Source organism: Bradyrhizobium sp. 215_C5_N1_1, from assembly GCF_052075935.1.
GTDB classification, from domain to species: Bacteria; Pseudomonadota; Alphaproteobacteria; order Rhizobiales; family Xanthobacteraceae; genus Bradyrhizobium; species Bradyrhizobium barranii.
Genome location: NZ_CP197228.1, coordinates 3,159,179 through 3,173,620, shown reverse-complemented (window position 1 = coordinate 3,173,620; position 14,442 = coordinate 3,159,179). Strand labels below are relative to the sequence as shown.

14 protein-coding genes are annotated in these 14,442 nt (G+C 63.4%); 5 read left to right on the top strand and 9 right to left on the bottom strand.

Annotated elements, in window-relative coordinates:
• Window positions 1-144: 144 nt before the first annotated feature.
• The 3 genes from AB7G19_RS14840 to AB7G19_RS14830 form a co-directional block, all read right to left on the bottom strand.
• Window positions 145-339, bottom strand: a complete 195-nt coding sequence (locus tag AB7G19_RS14840; RefSeq protein ID WP_135214595.1) for a hypothetical protein — start codon at window positions 337-339, stop codon at window positions 145-147.
• Between the two features lie 37 nt (window positions 340-376).
• Window positions 377-1,150 carry a tetratricopeptide repeat protein gene (locus AB7G19_RS14835; protein WP_441267912.1) on the bottom strand — a complete coding sequence of 258 codons (774 nt, stop codon included), beginning with the start codon at window positions 1,148-1,150 and terminating at the stop codon, window positions 377-379.
• A 144-nt stretch (window positions 1,151-1,294) separates the two neighbouring features.
• Window positions 1,295-1,987, bottom strand: coding sequence for a FecR family protein (locus AB7G19_RS14830; protein ID WP_084795356.1), 693 nt, complete (start codon window positions 1,985-1,987; stop codon window positions 1,295-1,297).
• Window positions 1,988-2,358: 371 nt separating this feature from the next.
• Between AB7G19_RS14830 and AB7G19_RS14825 the strand changes: the two genes are divergently transcribed.
• Window positions 2,359-5,772, top strand: a complete 3,414-nt coding sequence (locus AB7G19_RS14825) for a VCBS domain-containing protein (protein WP_441267911.1) — start codon at window positions 2,359-2,361, stop codon at window positions 5,770-5,772.
• A 21-nt stretch (window positions 5,773-5,793) separates the two neighbouring features.
• Here AB7G19_RS14825 and AB7G19_RS14820 read toward each other — a convergent pair whose 3' ends face one another.
• From AB7G19_RS14820 to fliL, 5 genes are all read right to left on the bottom strand, one after another.
• The gene (locus AB7G19_RS14820; RefSeq protein ID WP_071912220.1) at window positions 5,794-5,991 is read right to left on the bottom strand and encodes a hypothetical protein; all 198 of its coding nucleotides are present in this window, start codon (window positions 5,989-5,991) and stop codon (window positions 5,794-5,796) included.
• Between the two features lie 660 nt (window positions 5,992-6,651).
• Window positions 6,652-7,413 carry a MotE family protein gene (locus tag AB7G19_RS14815; RefSeq protein WP_354124057.1) on the bottom strand — a complete coding sequence of 254 codons (762 nt, stop codon included), beginning with the start codon at window positions 7,411-7,413 and terminating at the stop codon, window positions 6,652-6,654.
• Window positions 7,414-7,422: 9 nt separating this feature from the next.
• The gene (locus AB7G19_RS14810; RefSeq protein ID WP_063982280.1) at window positions 7,423-7,869 is read right to left on the bottom strand and encodes a DUF6468 domain-containing protein; all 447 of its coding nucleotides are present in this window, start codon (window positions 7,867-7,869) and stop codon (window positions 7,423-7,425) included.
• A complete protein-coding gene (gene fliM / locus AB7G19_RS14805; protein ID WP_441267910.1) occupies window positions 7,866-9,068 on the bottom strand; it encodes a flagellar motor switch protein FliM in 1,203 nt (400 codons plus the stop codon). The genes AB7G19_RS14810 and fliM overlap by 4 nt, the downstream gene beginning before the upstream one ends.
• A gap of 19 nt (window positions 9,069-9,087) precedes the next feature.
• Entirely contained in the window at window positions 9,088-9,588 is a 501-nt protein-coding gene (gene fliL, locus AB7G19_RS14800; protein WP_441267909.1) for a flagellar basal body-associated protein FliL, read from the bottom strand.
• Window positions 9,589-9,969: 381 nt separating this feature from the next.
• Between fliL and flgF the strand changes: the two genes are divergently transcribed.
• Genes flgF through flgH form a run of 4 tightly spaced genes read left to right on the top strand, consistent with a single transcriptional unit; the run spans window position 9,970 to window position 13,472 of the window.
• Complete coding sequence (flgF, locus tag AB7G19_RS14795; RefSeq protein ID WP_354099770.1) at window positions 9,970-10,731, top strand: flagellar basal-body rod protein FlgF; 762 nt, start codon at window positions 9,970-9,972, stop codon at window positions 10,729-10,731.
• A 16-nt stretch (window positions 10,732-10,747) separates the two neighbouring features.
• Window positions 10,748-11,536 carry a flagellar basal-body rod protein FlgG gene (flgG, locus tag AB7G19_RS14790; RefSeq protein ID WP_014494004.1) on the top strand — a complete coding sequence of 263 codons (789 nt, stop codon included), beginning with the start codon at window positions 10,748-10,750 and terminating at the stop codon, window positions 11,534-11,536.
• A gap of 10 nt (window positions 11,537-11,546) precedes the next feature.
• Complete coding sequence (gene flgA / locus AB7G19_RS14785; protein WP_441267908.1) at window positions 11,547-12,704, top strand: flagellar basal body P-ring formation chaperone FlgA; 1,158 nt, start codon at window positions 11,547-11,549, stop codon at window positions 12,702-12,704.
• Between the two features lie 3 nt (window positions 12,705-12,707).
• Window positions 12,708-13,472: a flagellar basal body L-ring protein FlgH gene (flgH, locus tag AB7G19_RS14780; protein ID WP_063982276.1), complete on the top strand. Its 765-nt coding sequence runs from the start codon at window positions 12,708-12,710 to the stop codon at window positions 13,470-13,472.
• A gap of 147 nt (window positions 13,473-13,619) precedes the next feature.
• On the opposite strand, the gene AB7G19_RS14775 is transcribed toward flgH, so the two are convergent.
• Window positions 13,620-14,399 carry a 2-keto-4-pentenoate hydratase gene (locus tag AB7G19_RS14775; RefSeq protein WP_354114870.1) on the bottom strand — a complete coding sequence of 260 codons (780 nt, stop codon included), beginning with the start codon at window positions 14,397-14,399 and terminating at the stop codon, window positions 13,620-13,622.
• Between the last annotated feature and the right edge of the window lie 43 nt (window positions 14,400-14,442).

Genomic DNA, 14,442 nt, shown 5'->3' with positions numbered 1-14,442 from the left:
GTTAATGCTGTAATGACGAATTCACCCGGCACAGTGCGTCGCGACGCCTGCTTGCGGGCTCGGGCGTTCGTGCTTCGAAATCTGGGGAGCAAGTGTTAAGGAGGTGTTAACACCCCCTTCGTCCGCACCCGTCAGGAATGCCAATCAAACCCCGCGATTGGCCGGCAAGGCATTCAACTTGCCTCGCGCTTCGCGAATTGACTGCAAGGTCAATCGCTTTTCCGAGATTCGGCTCTCGATGTACTCACGCTCGAGATCGGTCAACTGTGTGTTCAACAACCGCTGATAGCGGCGAATGCTATCGTCGTGAGCTTGAATGAGCGCGAACCTTGCATCCATATTCACCTCCGATTCGTTCCGCCTCAACCGAGCCAACTCAGTCGTAATCGACGCCATAACGCGCGAACTCGTCGCCGATGTTCTTCTGAATTGTCCTTGCAGTCGAAATGTCAGATTTTCCGCCGATCGCATCGCCTTGCTTCAGCTTGGCAAGCCCGCGACCAAAAAGCGCGCTCGCCAATTCGGGGGCGACTCGCAAGGCAGCATTGTAGTCATCGATCGCCGCACCGAACTCACCCATCTTCAGGTGGATCAGCCCACGCGAGTCGTACACGGCAGCGCTGGTCGATCCCGATTGAAGCGCTCTGTCGCAATCCTCCAGCGCTTCTCGCGAGGCGCTGAGAACCGCGCGGGTCCAACATCGTCCGCTCCATGCCGCCCGCGAGGCGGGCTGGAGACGGATTGCCTCGTCGTAATCATGCGCCGCGCGCTGGTGGTCGTTTTTCTTCAGATAGGCTCCGGCGCGGTTGACGAAGGCAGCGCCATAGCCGGGATCGAGCTTGATCGCATCATCAAAGGCTTCGATCGCGAGCTCATATTCACGTCTCCTCAAGTGAGCCACGCCGCGGTTGTTGAAGGCCTTTGCGTATGTCGGATTGAGTGCGATCGACTGATCGAAGTCGCTGATGGCGCTGTCGTAGTCGCCCTTTGCCGTGTAGGCGCTGCCGCGATTGTTATACGCGATTGCCAGAGCTGCCGACGAATCTGGACGCGCCTGTATGAAAGTCGTGCAGGCGCCGATCCGGGCATCGAGCGAGGTGGTACCCGTCCCGTTGCACAGTTCGATATTGCTGAGATAGCTGTCCTTCACCCCGGAGTTCTGGGCCGCGACCGGCAAGCCGACCCACATCAGGACGACAAGCGCCAGTCCGCCTTCGGCAACGGAGGATCCTGGTTTCATGTCAGGCTCCCGATCTTCTGAGATCTGGCGATTGCACCGGCTCGGACCAATTCTCTAGCAGCCGCGACAGATGTTCAGATTGAGCCTTTGCTCGGCCCTTTGCTCGGGTTGGCGTGGCCCCGCTGCGCCGGGCTTCTTCGTATATTTGGTCTTGCCCTCTTCGATCAGAGTGGAAAACCTGGTGGTTCCGTCGTCCGAGATTTCGACGTGAGGTGTAGTGCCTCGAATGCCCATCGTCGCGACCGGCGTTTCGATCTTCATGTCACCGGTCTTCGCAACCTGGCCGGCAACAAAAACGAACGTACCCTTGGTCAGGTTGAAGGCTGTCGAATTGGACTTTCCACCCGGCTCGTAGACGTATTCGTCCAATGTCATGCGGGCGTTGCTCGACAAGTTGAACGAAGTTCCATCGACGAAATTGATGCCGACCCGACTGTCGGCACCGGTTCGAACCACATCGCCCAAATAGACGGGATCACCGACTTTCGTCTGGATGGATTCGGCCCCGACGTTTGCCTGGACAATGGCGGCGCCCGCATGCTCGATGATGACCGAGCCATCGGCTGTCACAACTTTCCCGATTGGCTTTGACGACGAGTCCAGCACGGCGCGCCGCGGAGAATCGTCCTGCGCCTGAACCGGGCGGGGTGACGAAGCGGCCAGCGCAAGCACGAGACCTGCCACGAGAACAATCGCTGCACGAGCGCCCATGGCTTCCTCCTTTTCGAAGATATGATCCTCGAGCATCCGAACGGCTCCGACAGCGCTGGCGAAAGCCATCGGGGATAATGGCAGACCAGCAACAGCAAACCACGACAGCCAAAATGGTTATTCCGGGGTAATCCGAATGGCTGATCGCCGTGTCCAAAAGAGTCACTATCCGCGCCAGGCAATTTCAAACAGCTTTTAGCGCTGAAAGCGGTACCGTCGGGCGAAACGTCAGCAATTCTGCCGTGATCAGCCTGGGCGGAATTCTCAGAAACGACAACTTTTTAGCGGGCATAGCTGAGGTTGCCGGCACAAAATTGTTCCCGATCGCGTGACGCGGCAAGCCGGCCAAGACGCGGCGGCATAGGGCGACGCCTGAGGCCGACCGCTAGGGCAATCGAGGTTGAAAAATGGCCGTCACGTCCACTGCAGAGCACGGGGGCGAGCGCGAAGCCGCTGCGGGCCTGCATCGCCGCGTGAAGACGGCGAAGAGCAATCCTCCTGATGTACCCGCTATTCAATCTCATGAGCGAGCCTCTGCCGGCCGTTTCGGGATGCTGTCGCTCACGGCATTGCTCTTCTCGATGATCAAAGAGGTCAGGGCCGCAGACCCGAACGCAACGTTCCTGGACGACGATACGATTACATACAAGGACTTTGCACACGGCACGTTCGAGCTCACGACCAAGGAATCAATCCCGCGGCACATCATCGTCGAGGACCCCGGACAAACGGTCGTGCTGAGCAAGGTCGGCTCCGGGCTTACCGTGAATCAGCTCGACAACAGCGCGACCCGCATGGAGGAGCTGCGGGTGGCCCAGCAGGAGGCGCTCGAAAATTTCTCGAAGGGATTTGGCAAGAACGGGTCCGGCACGCCTCCGTTCGTCGAATCTCTGCCGCTGGAGCCGATCAATTTCATAGCGCCCGCGGCGCCAAGCGCACTGCTGCCGTTGCAGCCGATCATCGTCACGGTGCCCGACATCATCACGCCCGTGCGGACGCCGCCGATCTTGAATGTGCAGGCGGGCCCGCTTGAACTCGACACGGTCGCGTTCGACGTCTTCGCCGCAACGAGGGGAACCTTCAGCGCCAGCAGCTCCAGCGCCGCGCTGACTTTCGGCATCAGCGGAGGCGCTACGGGCGCTACCGCGCTGGAGGGAGCGATCTACGACGTATCGAAGACCAGCTCTTATGGCACGCTTTATCTGAACAGCTCGACTGGCGCCTATGCCTTCGTTCCCAACAGTGGCGCGATCAACGCGCTGAAGACGCCGACCACCGATAGCTTTGTGATCACCGTGTCCGACGGGTCGCTTTCGGCTCAACAGGCCTTCACGATCAACATCAACGGAGCCGACGACGCGGCGATCATCTCCGGCACGACGACCGGCTTGTCAATCGAATCCGGCGGCGTCGCCAATGCCCCATCCGGCCCACCTGTCACAACCGGCCCACCTGTCACAACCGGCAAGCTTTCGGATATCGACGTCGACGACCCCGCCAACACTTTCACGGCCGTCAATTCCCCGACGAAGAGTGCACACGGCTACGGCACTTTCACCATGACCGCCGACGGCGTCTGGAGCTACACGCTCGATCAATCCAACAGCGCAGTGCAGGCTCTGAACGTCGGCAAGACGCTGACAGACACCTTCACGGTGACCAGCATCGGCGGCACCCCGCAGTTGATTACCATCACGATCAACGGCTCCAACGACGCTGCCATCATTTCCGGGACGACGACCGGCACCGTGACGGAAGCCGCGTGTTGGAAGCCCGGGACTCCGATCGCGACCGGCAAGCTTGCAGATACGGATGTCGACAATACTCCCGACAGCTTCACGCCGGTGACCTCGCCCAGGGCGAGCGACCACGGTTACGGCTGCTTCCGGATGACGGCTGACGGCGTCTGGACCTACACGCTCGATGACACCAATTGCGCCGTCCAGGCGCTGAACGCCCACGACACCCTGACCGACACCTTCACCGTGACCACCGTCGACGGCACCGCGCAGGTGGTGACGATCACCATCCACGGCACGAACGATCCGGCCATCATCCACGGCTGCATCACCGGCTCGGTGACCGAGCCCGATTGCAGGGAACACGGCAAGCCGACGGCGAGCGGCAGACTGACTGACACCGACGTCGACAACACGCCGAACACATTCACGCCGGTCACTTGTGCGACACGGAGCGCGGGCGGCTACGGCACTTTCACAATGACCGCCGCCGGTGTGTGGACCTACACGCTCGACACCGCCAACTGTGCCGTGCAGGCGCTTCCTTCCTGCGAGACTTTGACCGACACCTTCACGGTCACGACCATCGATGGGACGGAACAGACCATAGCCATCACAATCCACGGCGCCGACGATCGCGACCATTTCGGCCACGCGGCAGCTCTCAATGCCGCCGATCCGCCCCACGCCACCGCGCCGCCCGAAGACAATGCGGCTGCGAGAGCCTTTGCCGCCGGTCCGACGGTGGCTGCGAGCACCCATGACGCGAACACGGATGGCATCGGCGCCTCCGGCGAAAGTCCGGATCATGGCAAGATCGGCACAAACGGCGGTCGCGACGCCTCTCACGACGGGCACGAACAGACCCTTCTTGCCGGCGGCTCCAGAGACGATCATTTCGTCTTTGCCTCGACGTCGAATTCCAGTGCAGCGCGCCCTGATATCATCTCTGGTTTCAAGGCAGACTCTGAGCGGGGCGACCTGATAGCGCTCGGCGCGCTCACCCTCTCCGTTCTGGCACTCGACCCCTCCAGCACGACGGTGCCCGCACATACGATCGCCTGGCTCTACGACAGCTCGGCGAACCAGACCATCGTGTACGTCAATCCGACGGATCAAAGCCTGAGCATCGGCGATTCCAGTCTGGTGGAAATCCATCTCGATGGCTTCTCCACCGTCCAGACGTCGGATTTCATGCTCGCGCAGGAAACGTCGGGTCATGCGATGGCAGCCGCGCCGGCCAATCTGGAACCGGGCGCGGACAACGACGCGGCCGGTAGCCCGACGACGGCGACCAGCCCCTCATCAGGCGAAATCGTCCATGAGCGAGCCGCCCTGATCGACGGAGACGGGCCCGGGCAAGCTGCAAAGGCGAGCGGGTGCAGGTTCGATGCCGATTGCGACCGGATTGCCCTCGTCAGGCACACCGAGTTCGTTCAGCCCGACGATACGAACACGCGATCGGACGCCCCCACCGGCGGGAACGTGGCCTCCGCGGTGAGCCACGTGCAGCCCGTCCACCAGCTTCATTCCACGGCAGTCGCGGAGAATAGGTTCGTATTCGACAAGCTGACACCGTTCGACAACGGCAAGGAGATCGCGCCCGCTCCAGAGAGCGTGGCCGCCAAGGACAGCGGCCCGGTCGCACCGTCCACGGTCGACCCAAGCGTCGAGTCCGGCCCAGACTCCATCGAGACGTCACGCCACGAAAATCACTTGCGCGAGCATCATCATGGGGAGCCGATAGCCGAGAACGATCTTCCCCGAGTTGCTTTTGTTCACCTCGGGGACTCATTTCATTTCAAGCAGCACGGCTCTGACGGTTCGGGTGACATTGCGCCCGCGCCCTGGCACACGGCGGTCGAACCCTACGCCATCAAGGATGGCGCTGTGCATGGCCACCATTCAGAGCTCAGCGCAGGATGGGACGATCCTTCGGACCCGTCCGGTCATCACGAACATGCTGGCGTCGTCCACGGATTCAGGGCGGCGTCGATGCCTGAGCCGTCCCCGCCGCATATTGATCCGGCTCACGGCGCAGGCTCAGCTCACGCCCATGTGCCGCACGATCTGATCGTGTGATGTCCGCAGGGCAATTGATCTTCAGTGTTGTTTCCCCGTGCCATCCGATGCGGCGGAGCTGTCCCGCTCGGGACAAGCATCGTCAATGTCGCCATCCTCTTCTTGCGGCGGCAATGCATGCTGATGGTCAAGCGCGGATGTCCAGGCCAACGTCATCGCCGCGATGAGCAGCCGATTGACGGCTTCGATTGCGCGTTCTGCTACGGACGAGTAATTCATGGCTTCCGCCCGCGCGGCTGATTGCCGCTGGCGGGAGCCTAGGACGAACTCTCCAGCACCACTGTACTCCAGTTCACAGTTGCACGCGTCAACTCATCGCAGCCTCAGAAGATGCCGCTTGCTTCAGCTGCATCTGCAACGCGAGCCGACGAGCTTCGTGCGGCAAAGACATCAAGCTCGCGATCACCCCACTCCCCGGCGCGTTTGATCTGCGTACTTGGTTGCCGAGTAGGCTCGCACAACCTCAGAGGTGTTGCGGTCCATCAACGACTCTGAATCAAATGTGATCATTGCGATGCGAATGCGATTGGTCAACTTTTTTGGGGGAGCAATCAATGAGCGGAGAAGCCAACTGCATTGTATGTAGCCAGGCAAGAGCGGTCGTAGCCGTCTTTCCAATCGCGCGGGGCTATGCACTAAAGGTATACGAGTGTTCCTGCTGCCACAGCACCCTTCATCTCGTGACTCGCACGACGAAGGCTGCGCTGATCAGGCAGCACTGCGAGACCCTCCTTCCCGTCGAGAAGCCGCTGAGCGCGACGGGTCCCAGGGTTCAACAGCGGTTCGCGCACTAGACACGCAAGGCGTCTAGCCGCGTACAGGCCGAACGACCGCGCGATTGCGCGCAGGCTGCCGCAGCGCGCCGCGCCTTCGGAGCCTTCAATTCGGCTTTTGCGTCGGCTTGCCGTCGATCTTGGGGAGATCGCCGGCCGCGGCCGATTGATCGCCGCCGCCATTGGCCCGGCGGGCCATCTCGACCGTCAGCCGCTCGGCGGCCTCCGGCGACATCACGCCCATGATGTCCGACATCTTTCGCGGCGCGATCTGCGAGGCGATCTCGATCAGCACGCCCATCTCGAGCCGGTCGAACACCCGTGCGGCGTCCTTGGGCTTCATGCCCTCATACATGGTCACGAGGCCCTTCATGCGCTGGGCTTCGGCGGCCTTCTGCTCGGCCTGGGTCGCGGAGATGCGGGATTCCACCGCCTTCATCTCCTCGACCTTGTTTTCGATGCGCTTCTCGGCCGACTTCAGCAGGCTCTCGCGGATGTCGATCTCGCGCTGGCGGGACTCGATCTCCTGGCGGCGTGCCTGCAAGCGCTCCAGGATCGCGCGCTCGGAGGCCGAGACCTGCGGCTGGGCCTCGTCCATCTTGACCACAGTGCCCTCGGGCTTGGTTTCGGGCGCGGCGGGCTTTGGCGCCTCCTTCGGCGCGCCGTGGGTAGATCCCGTGATATCGGAGTCTTCCCGCCCCGTCGGAAAGTTCAGATTCTCCTGCGCCCAGGATTTCTTGATCTGGCTCGGCTGGTAGTCGAAGACATAGCCGCCATTGATCACGAGGCCCACGACCTTGAGCGTGGCGAGCCCTGCGACGGCGACCAGGACGACTGGAATGACGCGGATGTTACGAAAGGATTTCATACCCTGACTTTATGCCGCAAGGCCGTTGGATCGTCGGCGCTCGGAGAAGGCTTCGGCCGCAGCCGCCACCGCCTTCGCCGATGAGGGCTTGGCCGCGGGCACCGCGGCCGCTTCCGGGCTGGCCGCAGGGCGCGCGGCGATCGCGATCTTGGACAGGCGCCGCACCACATTGTCGGCTTCGCCGAGCTGCTTGTAGAGCTGGTCCGACATCTGCGTCGCCGCCGCCAGCTGGCTGCCGAGGTTCTCGTTGACGTCGCGTACCGCGAGCTTCAAGCCGCCAATCGCGCGCTCGGCGATCTCGGTGGCAGTGATCAGCTCGCCGATGACCGCCTTCAGCGAATGCTCGTCCGCCTTCAGCCGCGTCAGCCGCTTGTTGAGCATGACACAGTAGACGATGGTCAGCATCAGCAGGATAGCCACCAGCGTCTCGATCGCCATTCCCAGGGAGTGGTTCATGGGGCCTCCATCATCTTGTTCTGCTCGTCCACCTTCTCGAACATCGCAAGTGTCGTACTTGGCTTGCGCAGGGGTTTCGTCACCCGTATCGCGACGCGGTCGCCGACCCGACCCATCCGCCCCTCGGTCAGGGTGACGTCGCCGCAACGCACGGTCACGTTGGCATCCGCGTGCATGTCGAGCGGCAGGGTGTCGCCGACCTTGAGCCGCATCAGCTGCTTGAGCGGGATTTCGGCCTCGTAGAGCACGGCATCGACCGCGATCTCGGCCTGGTTGATCTCGGTGGCGAAATGGCCCTCCCAGATCGTGTCGCGGCCGAATTTTTCGCCCATGAACATCTGGAGCAGGACGCCCCGGATCGGCTCGATGGTCGCGTAAGGCAGCAGCAGCTCGATGTTGCCGCCGCGATCTTCCATGTCGATGCGCAGGCGCACCAGGATCGCGGCGTTGGCGGGACGGCTGATCGCGGCGAAACGCGGATTGGTCTCGAGCCGGTCGATCGTGAAGGTGACCGGCGACAGCGGCCGGAACGCCTGCTCGGCGTCGACCAGCACCACCTCGACCAGCCGCTTGACCAGCTCGGTCTCGATCGTGGTGTAGGGCCGGCCCTCGATGCGGAGCTGGCTCGCGCCACGGCGACCGCCGAGCAGCACGTCGATCATCGAATAGATCAGGCTGGAATCGACCACCGCCATGCCGAAGTTTTCCCACTCCTCGGCCTTGAACACCGAGAGAACGGCCGGCAGCGGGATCGAGTTCATGTAGTCGCCGAAGCGCACCGAGGTGATGCGGTCGAGCGAGACTTCGACGTTGTCGGAGGTGAAATTACGCAGGGAGGTCGTCAGCAACCGCACCAGGCGGTCGAAGACGATTTCGAGCATCGGCAGACGCTCGTAGGAGACCATCGCTGAATCGATGATCGCGCGAATGCCGGAATGGTCGTCGAGCGTGACGTCGCCGACCGCGAAGCCGAGAAGATTGTCGATCTCCTCCTGCGACAGCACCCGCTCGCCGGAATTCTTGCCGGCGCCGAGATCGCGGCTGCCGTCCTCGACCATGGCCGCCCATTGCAGGGCCATGGTCTCGGATAGTTCGTTTGCGGCAGCAGCCTTCGCGGCCTCCGCGGGATCCTCGGAATCAAGCGAGGCCTCCCATTGGGCGGCAATTGCATCCTGGTCTGGTTGGTCGGTGCCTGCCATGATCCCTAGCCCGTCATGCTCACTGGATCACGACTTCCTTGAACAGCACCGCGCTGACCTGGATCGGGGAAACCGCCGCATTGACGCGCTTGGTCAGCTCTTCCTTGAGGCGGAAGACGCCGGCGGAGCCGTTGAGGTCGGAGGAGCGCAGCTCGCGCACATAGGTCTGGAAGATGTCGGTGATGCGCGGCATCGTCGGCTTGATCGCCTCGATCTGCTTCTCTTCCTTCAGCTCCAGCACGATCTTGAGCTTGAGATATTGCACGCGCTCACCGGGCGCGCCGGCGAGGTTCACCATGATGTCGGGCACGTCGACGAAGGCCGGTGGCTTCGGCGGCGGCGCCGCCTCGGCGTGATGCTCGTCGTCGCCATGACGGAAGAAGAAGAACCAGGTCGCGGCACCGCCGCCGAGGACGGCGAGCAGACCGACGGCCAAGATGATGAGCTTGAGCTTGTTCTTTGGCGGAGCGGCTTCCGCGCCTTCGGCGGCTGCGCCGCCTTCCGCTTCATTGTCTGCCATGGTCGATAGGCTCGCTCATCTCATAAAGGGTCGAAAGAGCGAAGCCTCCTGGCAGACAGTGACGCGATACAAATGCCCCAGCGCAGTGCGCTCCTCTTACACGCAAACGCTACGGTAATAATGGTTAACGGAATCTTTCGATTGGGCCTCCACTAGGAAAAATCTGCCGGGCAAACATGGCTAACAGAACCTTTCTGCCGCCTTCTCGCACCCCTCAAAAATCGACAAGATATTGAAATTACATATTTTTTCGAGTTGGCACGGCTTTCGCTGAGAGAGGACCGAGGCCGGAGGGTTTGGGAGAACCTGGCGGTCTCGTTCACGGGTCGGCCAAGGCGCTTGGGAGAGCGAGGTGGCAGGCTCACTCAGGGGAGATTTCCGATGCAGAACGCGCTTCTGATCGGCTTGTCACGGCAGATGACGTTGGAACGGCAGATGGATGTCATCGCCAACAACGTCGCCAATGCCAACACCAACGGCTTCAAGGCCGACCATTCGCTGTTCGAGGAGTTTCTCAACTCGAACGCGCGTGAGGACAATTTCATCGCGTCCGACCGCCGGGTCTCCTATGTGCAGGACCGCGGCACCTTCCGCGACGTCGGCCAGGGACCGATGGAGCCGACCAACAACCCGCTCGACATGGCGATCGACGGCAACGCGTTCTTCGCGGTGCAGGCCAATGGCGGCGAACGCTACACCCGCGACGGCAAATTCTCGCTCAACAGCACCGGCCAGCTCGTCACCTCCGACGGCAGCCTCGTGCTCGGCACCGGCGGCCCGATCACCTTCCAGCCCACCGACCACGACATCAATGTCGCACCCGACGGCACCGTCACGGTGCTCGAGGGCACCGCCAAGACCGACTCGATCCGCGGCAAGATCCGCATGGCTGCGTTCGACGATGCGGCGAAGCTGACCAAGCTCGGCGCCAACCTCTACGACGTCGGCTCCGCGACCCCCCAGGCCATCACCAAGTCGACCGTGCGCCAGGGCTACATCGAGAAGTCCAACGTGAACTCGGTCGGCGAGATGAGCCGCATGGTCGAGGTCATGCGCAGCTACACCGCCATCGCCAACCTGCTCCAGCAGCAGAGCGACCTCCACAAATCGGCGATCGAGAAGCTCGCCGACGTTCCGGCCTGATTAGGGGATCACTGACATGCAAGCGCTCCACACCGCTGCGACCGGAATGGCGGCCCAGGAACTCAACGTCCAGGTCATCTCCAACAACATCGCCAACCTGCGCACCACCGGTTTCAAGAAGCAGACGGCGGCGTTCCAGGACCTGATCTACGAGCACGTCCGCCGCGTCGGCGCGCAGGCCTCGGACCAGGGCACCATCGTGCCTGTCGGCGTCGACATCGGCGGCGGCGTCAAGACCGTCGGCACGCCGCGCAGCATGACGCAGGGCACGCTGTCGCAGACCGGCAACGACCTCGACCTCGCGATCTCGGGCGAAGGCTTCTTCAAGATCCTGATGCCCGACGGCACCTTCCAGTACACCCGCGACGGCACCTTCCAGATGGACAACCAGGGCCGCGTCGTCACCGCGCAGGGCAACCCGGTGCAGCCGACCATCACCATCCCGAACAACGCCTCCGGCCTCGCCGTCAACGAGCAGGGCCAGGTCTCGGTGACGCTGCCGGGCTCGTCGACGTCGGCCGTTCAGGGCCAGATCGGCGTGACCCGCTTCATCAACAAGGCGGGCCTCCAACCCGTCGGCAACAATCAGTTCGTCGAGACGCCCTCTTCCGGCCCGCCGCAGGACGGCACCGCGAACTCCGAAGGCTACGGTAAGGTCACGCAGGGCAGCCTGGAGCAGGCCAATGTCGACGTCGTCTCGGAGATGAGCGACCTGATCGCCGCGCAGCGCGCCTACGAGATGAACGCCAAGGTCATCAGCGCGGCCGACCAGATGATGCAATCGACCACGGCGCTGTTCCGCTGAGGCAATGACGATGATCCGCACCACCCTCGCCACGATCTCCGCTCTCCTACTGCTGGCGCTGCCGGCGCAGGCCGCCGACGATTTCATCGCAGCGCCGACGCTGCGCGCGAGCGTCACCGTGACCTCGGACGTGGTGCGGGTCGGCGATCTCATCGACAATGCCGGCTCGGCCGCGCTGATCCCGGTCTACCGCTCGCCCGATCTCGGCACCACCGGCGCGCTGCCGGTCGCGCATGTGCTGTCGGTGCTGCGCGCAAAGCAGGTGATCGGCGTGATGACCGGCGACATCAAGGAAGTCCAGGTCACCCGCCTCGCCCGCACGCTCGCCAACAAGGACCTCGAAACCGCGGTGGCCTCGGCGCTCGAGCGCCGCTTCGGCCTTGGGGAAGCCGCCAACATCGCCGTCACGTTCGACCGCGGCGTCGCCGACATGCGGCTCGACGCCTCCAACACCGGTGCGCTCCAGCCGGTCGCAACCCGCTATGACGCCCGCAACGGCCGTTTCGACGTCGCCTTCGAGATCAACAACGACAACAATCCGACGCCGACTAAGCTGCGCTTCACCGGCACCGCGATCGAGACGGTGGAAGTGGCCGTGCTGACGCGCGACATCGACCGCGCCGATCTCCTCAAGTCCTCCGACATCGCGCTGGAGCGCCGGCCCAAGGCCGAGGTCACCGGCGAGCCCGCCTCGCGCGATCGCACGCTCGGCATGCAGCTGCGCCGGCCGATGCGGGCGGGCATGCCGATCCGCGTCGCCGACATCGTCAAGCCGGACTTCGTGTCGCGCGACCAGAGCGTCACCGTCATCTACCAGGTCCCCGGGATCTACCTCACCACGCGCGGCAAGGCGCTCGAGAGCGGCGCCGACGGCGACACCGTGAGCGTGCTCAATCTCCAGACCAAGCGCACACTAAGCGGCGTCGTCACCGGTCGCGGCCAGGTGACGATCCAGGGCGCGAGCCAGTCCGCGCCGATGGCGCCTGCGGTCGAGCAGACCTCCTCGCTCAAGCGCGACGAAGCGCCCACCCCCGCGGACGCTGCTGCTGCGCTCGCACAGAGCCTGGTCCAGGCCCCCGCGTCTCCGGCCCAAGCCGCTCAAGCCCAGATCGCCCAGGCCCAGATTCCGCAAGTTCGCGTCCCGCAAGCTCCAGCCAAGTCAGAGTAAGTCATGTCCAGGTTCAGTTCGGCTTCCCGTCTTCGTCGCGTCGCGATCTCTGGTCTGCTGCTGGCAGTTTGCGCGCTGGCGAGCGGCTGCTCCTCGATCGACCGCCTGTCGCAGATCGGCGAGCAACCGAAATTGTCGGCGATCGACAATCCGACGACGCAACCCGGCTACAAACCGGTGCAGATGCCGATGCCGAAGCCGGAAGTCGCCTCCTACAATCCGAACTCGCTGTGGCGCAATGGCAGCCGGGCCTTCTTCAAGGATCAGCGCGCGACCCATGTCGGCGACCTCCTGACCGTGACCGTGAACATCACCGACAAGGCCAACATCGCCAACGAGACCCAGCGCAGCCGAACCGCCAAGGAGGATTCGGGGATTACGGATTTCATCGGCAGCAAGACGGTCACGCAGCCGCTCAAGATCCTGCCCGGCCGCCTTCTCACCACCGACTCGACATCCTCCGCCGACGGCAAGGGCTCGGTCAATCGCACGGAGGCCTTGCAGACCAACGTCGCCGCGGTCGTGACCCAGGTGCTGCCGAACGGCAACCTCGTCGTCGAAGGCAAGCAGGAGATCCGCGTCAACTACGAGATCCGCGAACTCATCGTCGCCGGCATCGTCCGCCCCGAAGACATCCAGAGCGACAACACCATCGATTCCAGCAAGATCGCACAGGCCCGCATCGCCTATGGCGGCCGCGGCCAGATCACGGACGTGCAGCAGCCGCGCTACGGTCAGCAGGTCATGGACGTGCTGTTGCCCTTCTAAGCCTCTCCCGAGCTCCCACATCGTGTTCGCGAACCTAGGCGCGAACGACGATGTACTACGCGGCCCTCGCTAGCTCCCCTGGCAAGGGCCGCATGTATTTTGTAAAGCCGATTGGGACGACTGACGGCGGGGATTGCCGTAGGAGCCTCACGTAAACTCCGCCTCCACCACGCCCAGCCCGTCCAGCTCCATCCGCACCTTGTCGCCGGCCTTCAGCCACAGCGTCTTCACCAGGCTCCCCGTCAGCACGAGTTGCCCCGCGTGCAGACCCTTGCCTTCGGCGGCGAGGTGGTTGGCGAGCCAGGCGAGTGCGTTGTGGGGATGGCCGAGCACGTCGGCGCCGGTGCCGTGGCTGACCTCTTCGCCATTGACGATGGCGCGGCCCTTGACCGCCTTCAGATCCGGCACCGACGAGCGCGGCACCGCCTCACCCAGCACGCAGCCGGCGGCGAAGAAATCGTCGGCGATCAACGTCGGCGCACCCATCGATTCCCACTTCACATAGCGGTCGTCGACGATCTCGATCGCGGGATGATAGGCCTCGACGGCCTCGCCGACCCATTCGGCCGTGAACGGCGCCTCGCCGGCGGCGAGATCGCGCTGCAATCGCACCGCGATCTCGCACTCGACGCCGACACGGACATAGTCGGCAGCCGCGAGCTTGGCCCCGCTCTCGTGCACGCCCTTCTGGAACACGCCGCCGCCGCAGGGATGCGGGATGCCGATATAGTCCTGCATCACCTGGCTGGTGCAGCCGATCTTGTAGCCGACCAGGGGCCCGACATGCGGCAGCAGCAGATCATGCAGCGCGCGCTGGACCTGATAGCCCTCGGCCTCATCGGCGGGCGGATGATCCAGGGCCGCGAGCGGCGCGCGGTTACGGCGCGCGAGCGCAATCGCCTTTGCGGCTTTGAGAATCTTGTCCATTGGCGCCGGCTCCCACGCTACGCAATTGAGGTCGGCACTTCAG

Coding starts and splice junctions, on each gene's coding strand:
- AB7G19_RS14840 (WP_135214595.1), bottom strand. CDS start 339: ATGGATGCAAGGTTCGCGCTCATTCAAGCTCACGACGATAGCATTCGC.
- AB7G19_RS14830 (WP_084795356.1), bottom strand. CDS start 1,987: ATGCTCGAGGATCATATCTTCGAAAAGGAGGAAGCCATGGGCGCTCGT.
- AB7G19_RS14825 (WP_441267911.1), top strand. CDS start 2,359: ATGGCCGTCACGTCCACTGCAGAGCACGGGGGCGAGCGCGAAGCCGCT.
- AB7G19_RS14820 (WP_071912220.1), bottom strand. CDS start 5,991: ATGAATTACTCGTCCGTAGCAGAACGCGCAATCGAAGCCGTCAATCGG.
- AB7G19_RS14815 (WP_354124057.1), bottom strand. CDS start 7,413: ATGAAATCCTTTCGTAACATCCGCGTCATTCCAGTCGTCCTGGTCGCC.
- AB7G19_RS14810 (WP_063982280.1), bottom strand. CDS start 7,869: ATGAACCACTCCCTGGGAATGGCGATCGAGACGCTGGTGGCTATCCTG.
- fliM (WP_441267910.1), bottom strand. CDS start 9,068: ATGGCAGGCACCGACCAACCAGACCAGGATGCAATTGCCGCCCAATGG.
- fliL (WP_441267909.1), bottom strand. CDS start 9,588: ATGGCAGACAATGAAGCGGAAGGCGGCGCAGCCGCCGAAGGCGCGGAA.
- flgF (WP_354099770.1), top strand. CDS start 9,970: ATGCAGAACGCGCTTCTGATCGGCTTGTCACGGCAGATGACGTTGGAA.
- flgG (WP_014494004.1), top strand. CDS start 10,748: ATGCAAGCGCTCCACACCGCTGCGACCGGAATGGCGGCCCAGGAACTC.
- flgA (WP_441267908.1), top strand. CDS start 11,547: ATGATCCGCACCACCCTCGCCACGATCTCCGCTCTCCTACTGCTGGCG.
- flgH (WP_063982276.1), top strand. CDS start 12,708: ATGTCCAGGTTCAGTTCGGCTTCCCGTCTTCGTCGCGTCGCGATCTCT.
- AB7G19_RS14775 (WP_354114870.1), bottom strand. CDS start 14,399: ATGGACAAGATTCTCAAAGCCGCAAAGGCGATTGCGCTCGCGCGCCGT.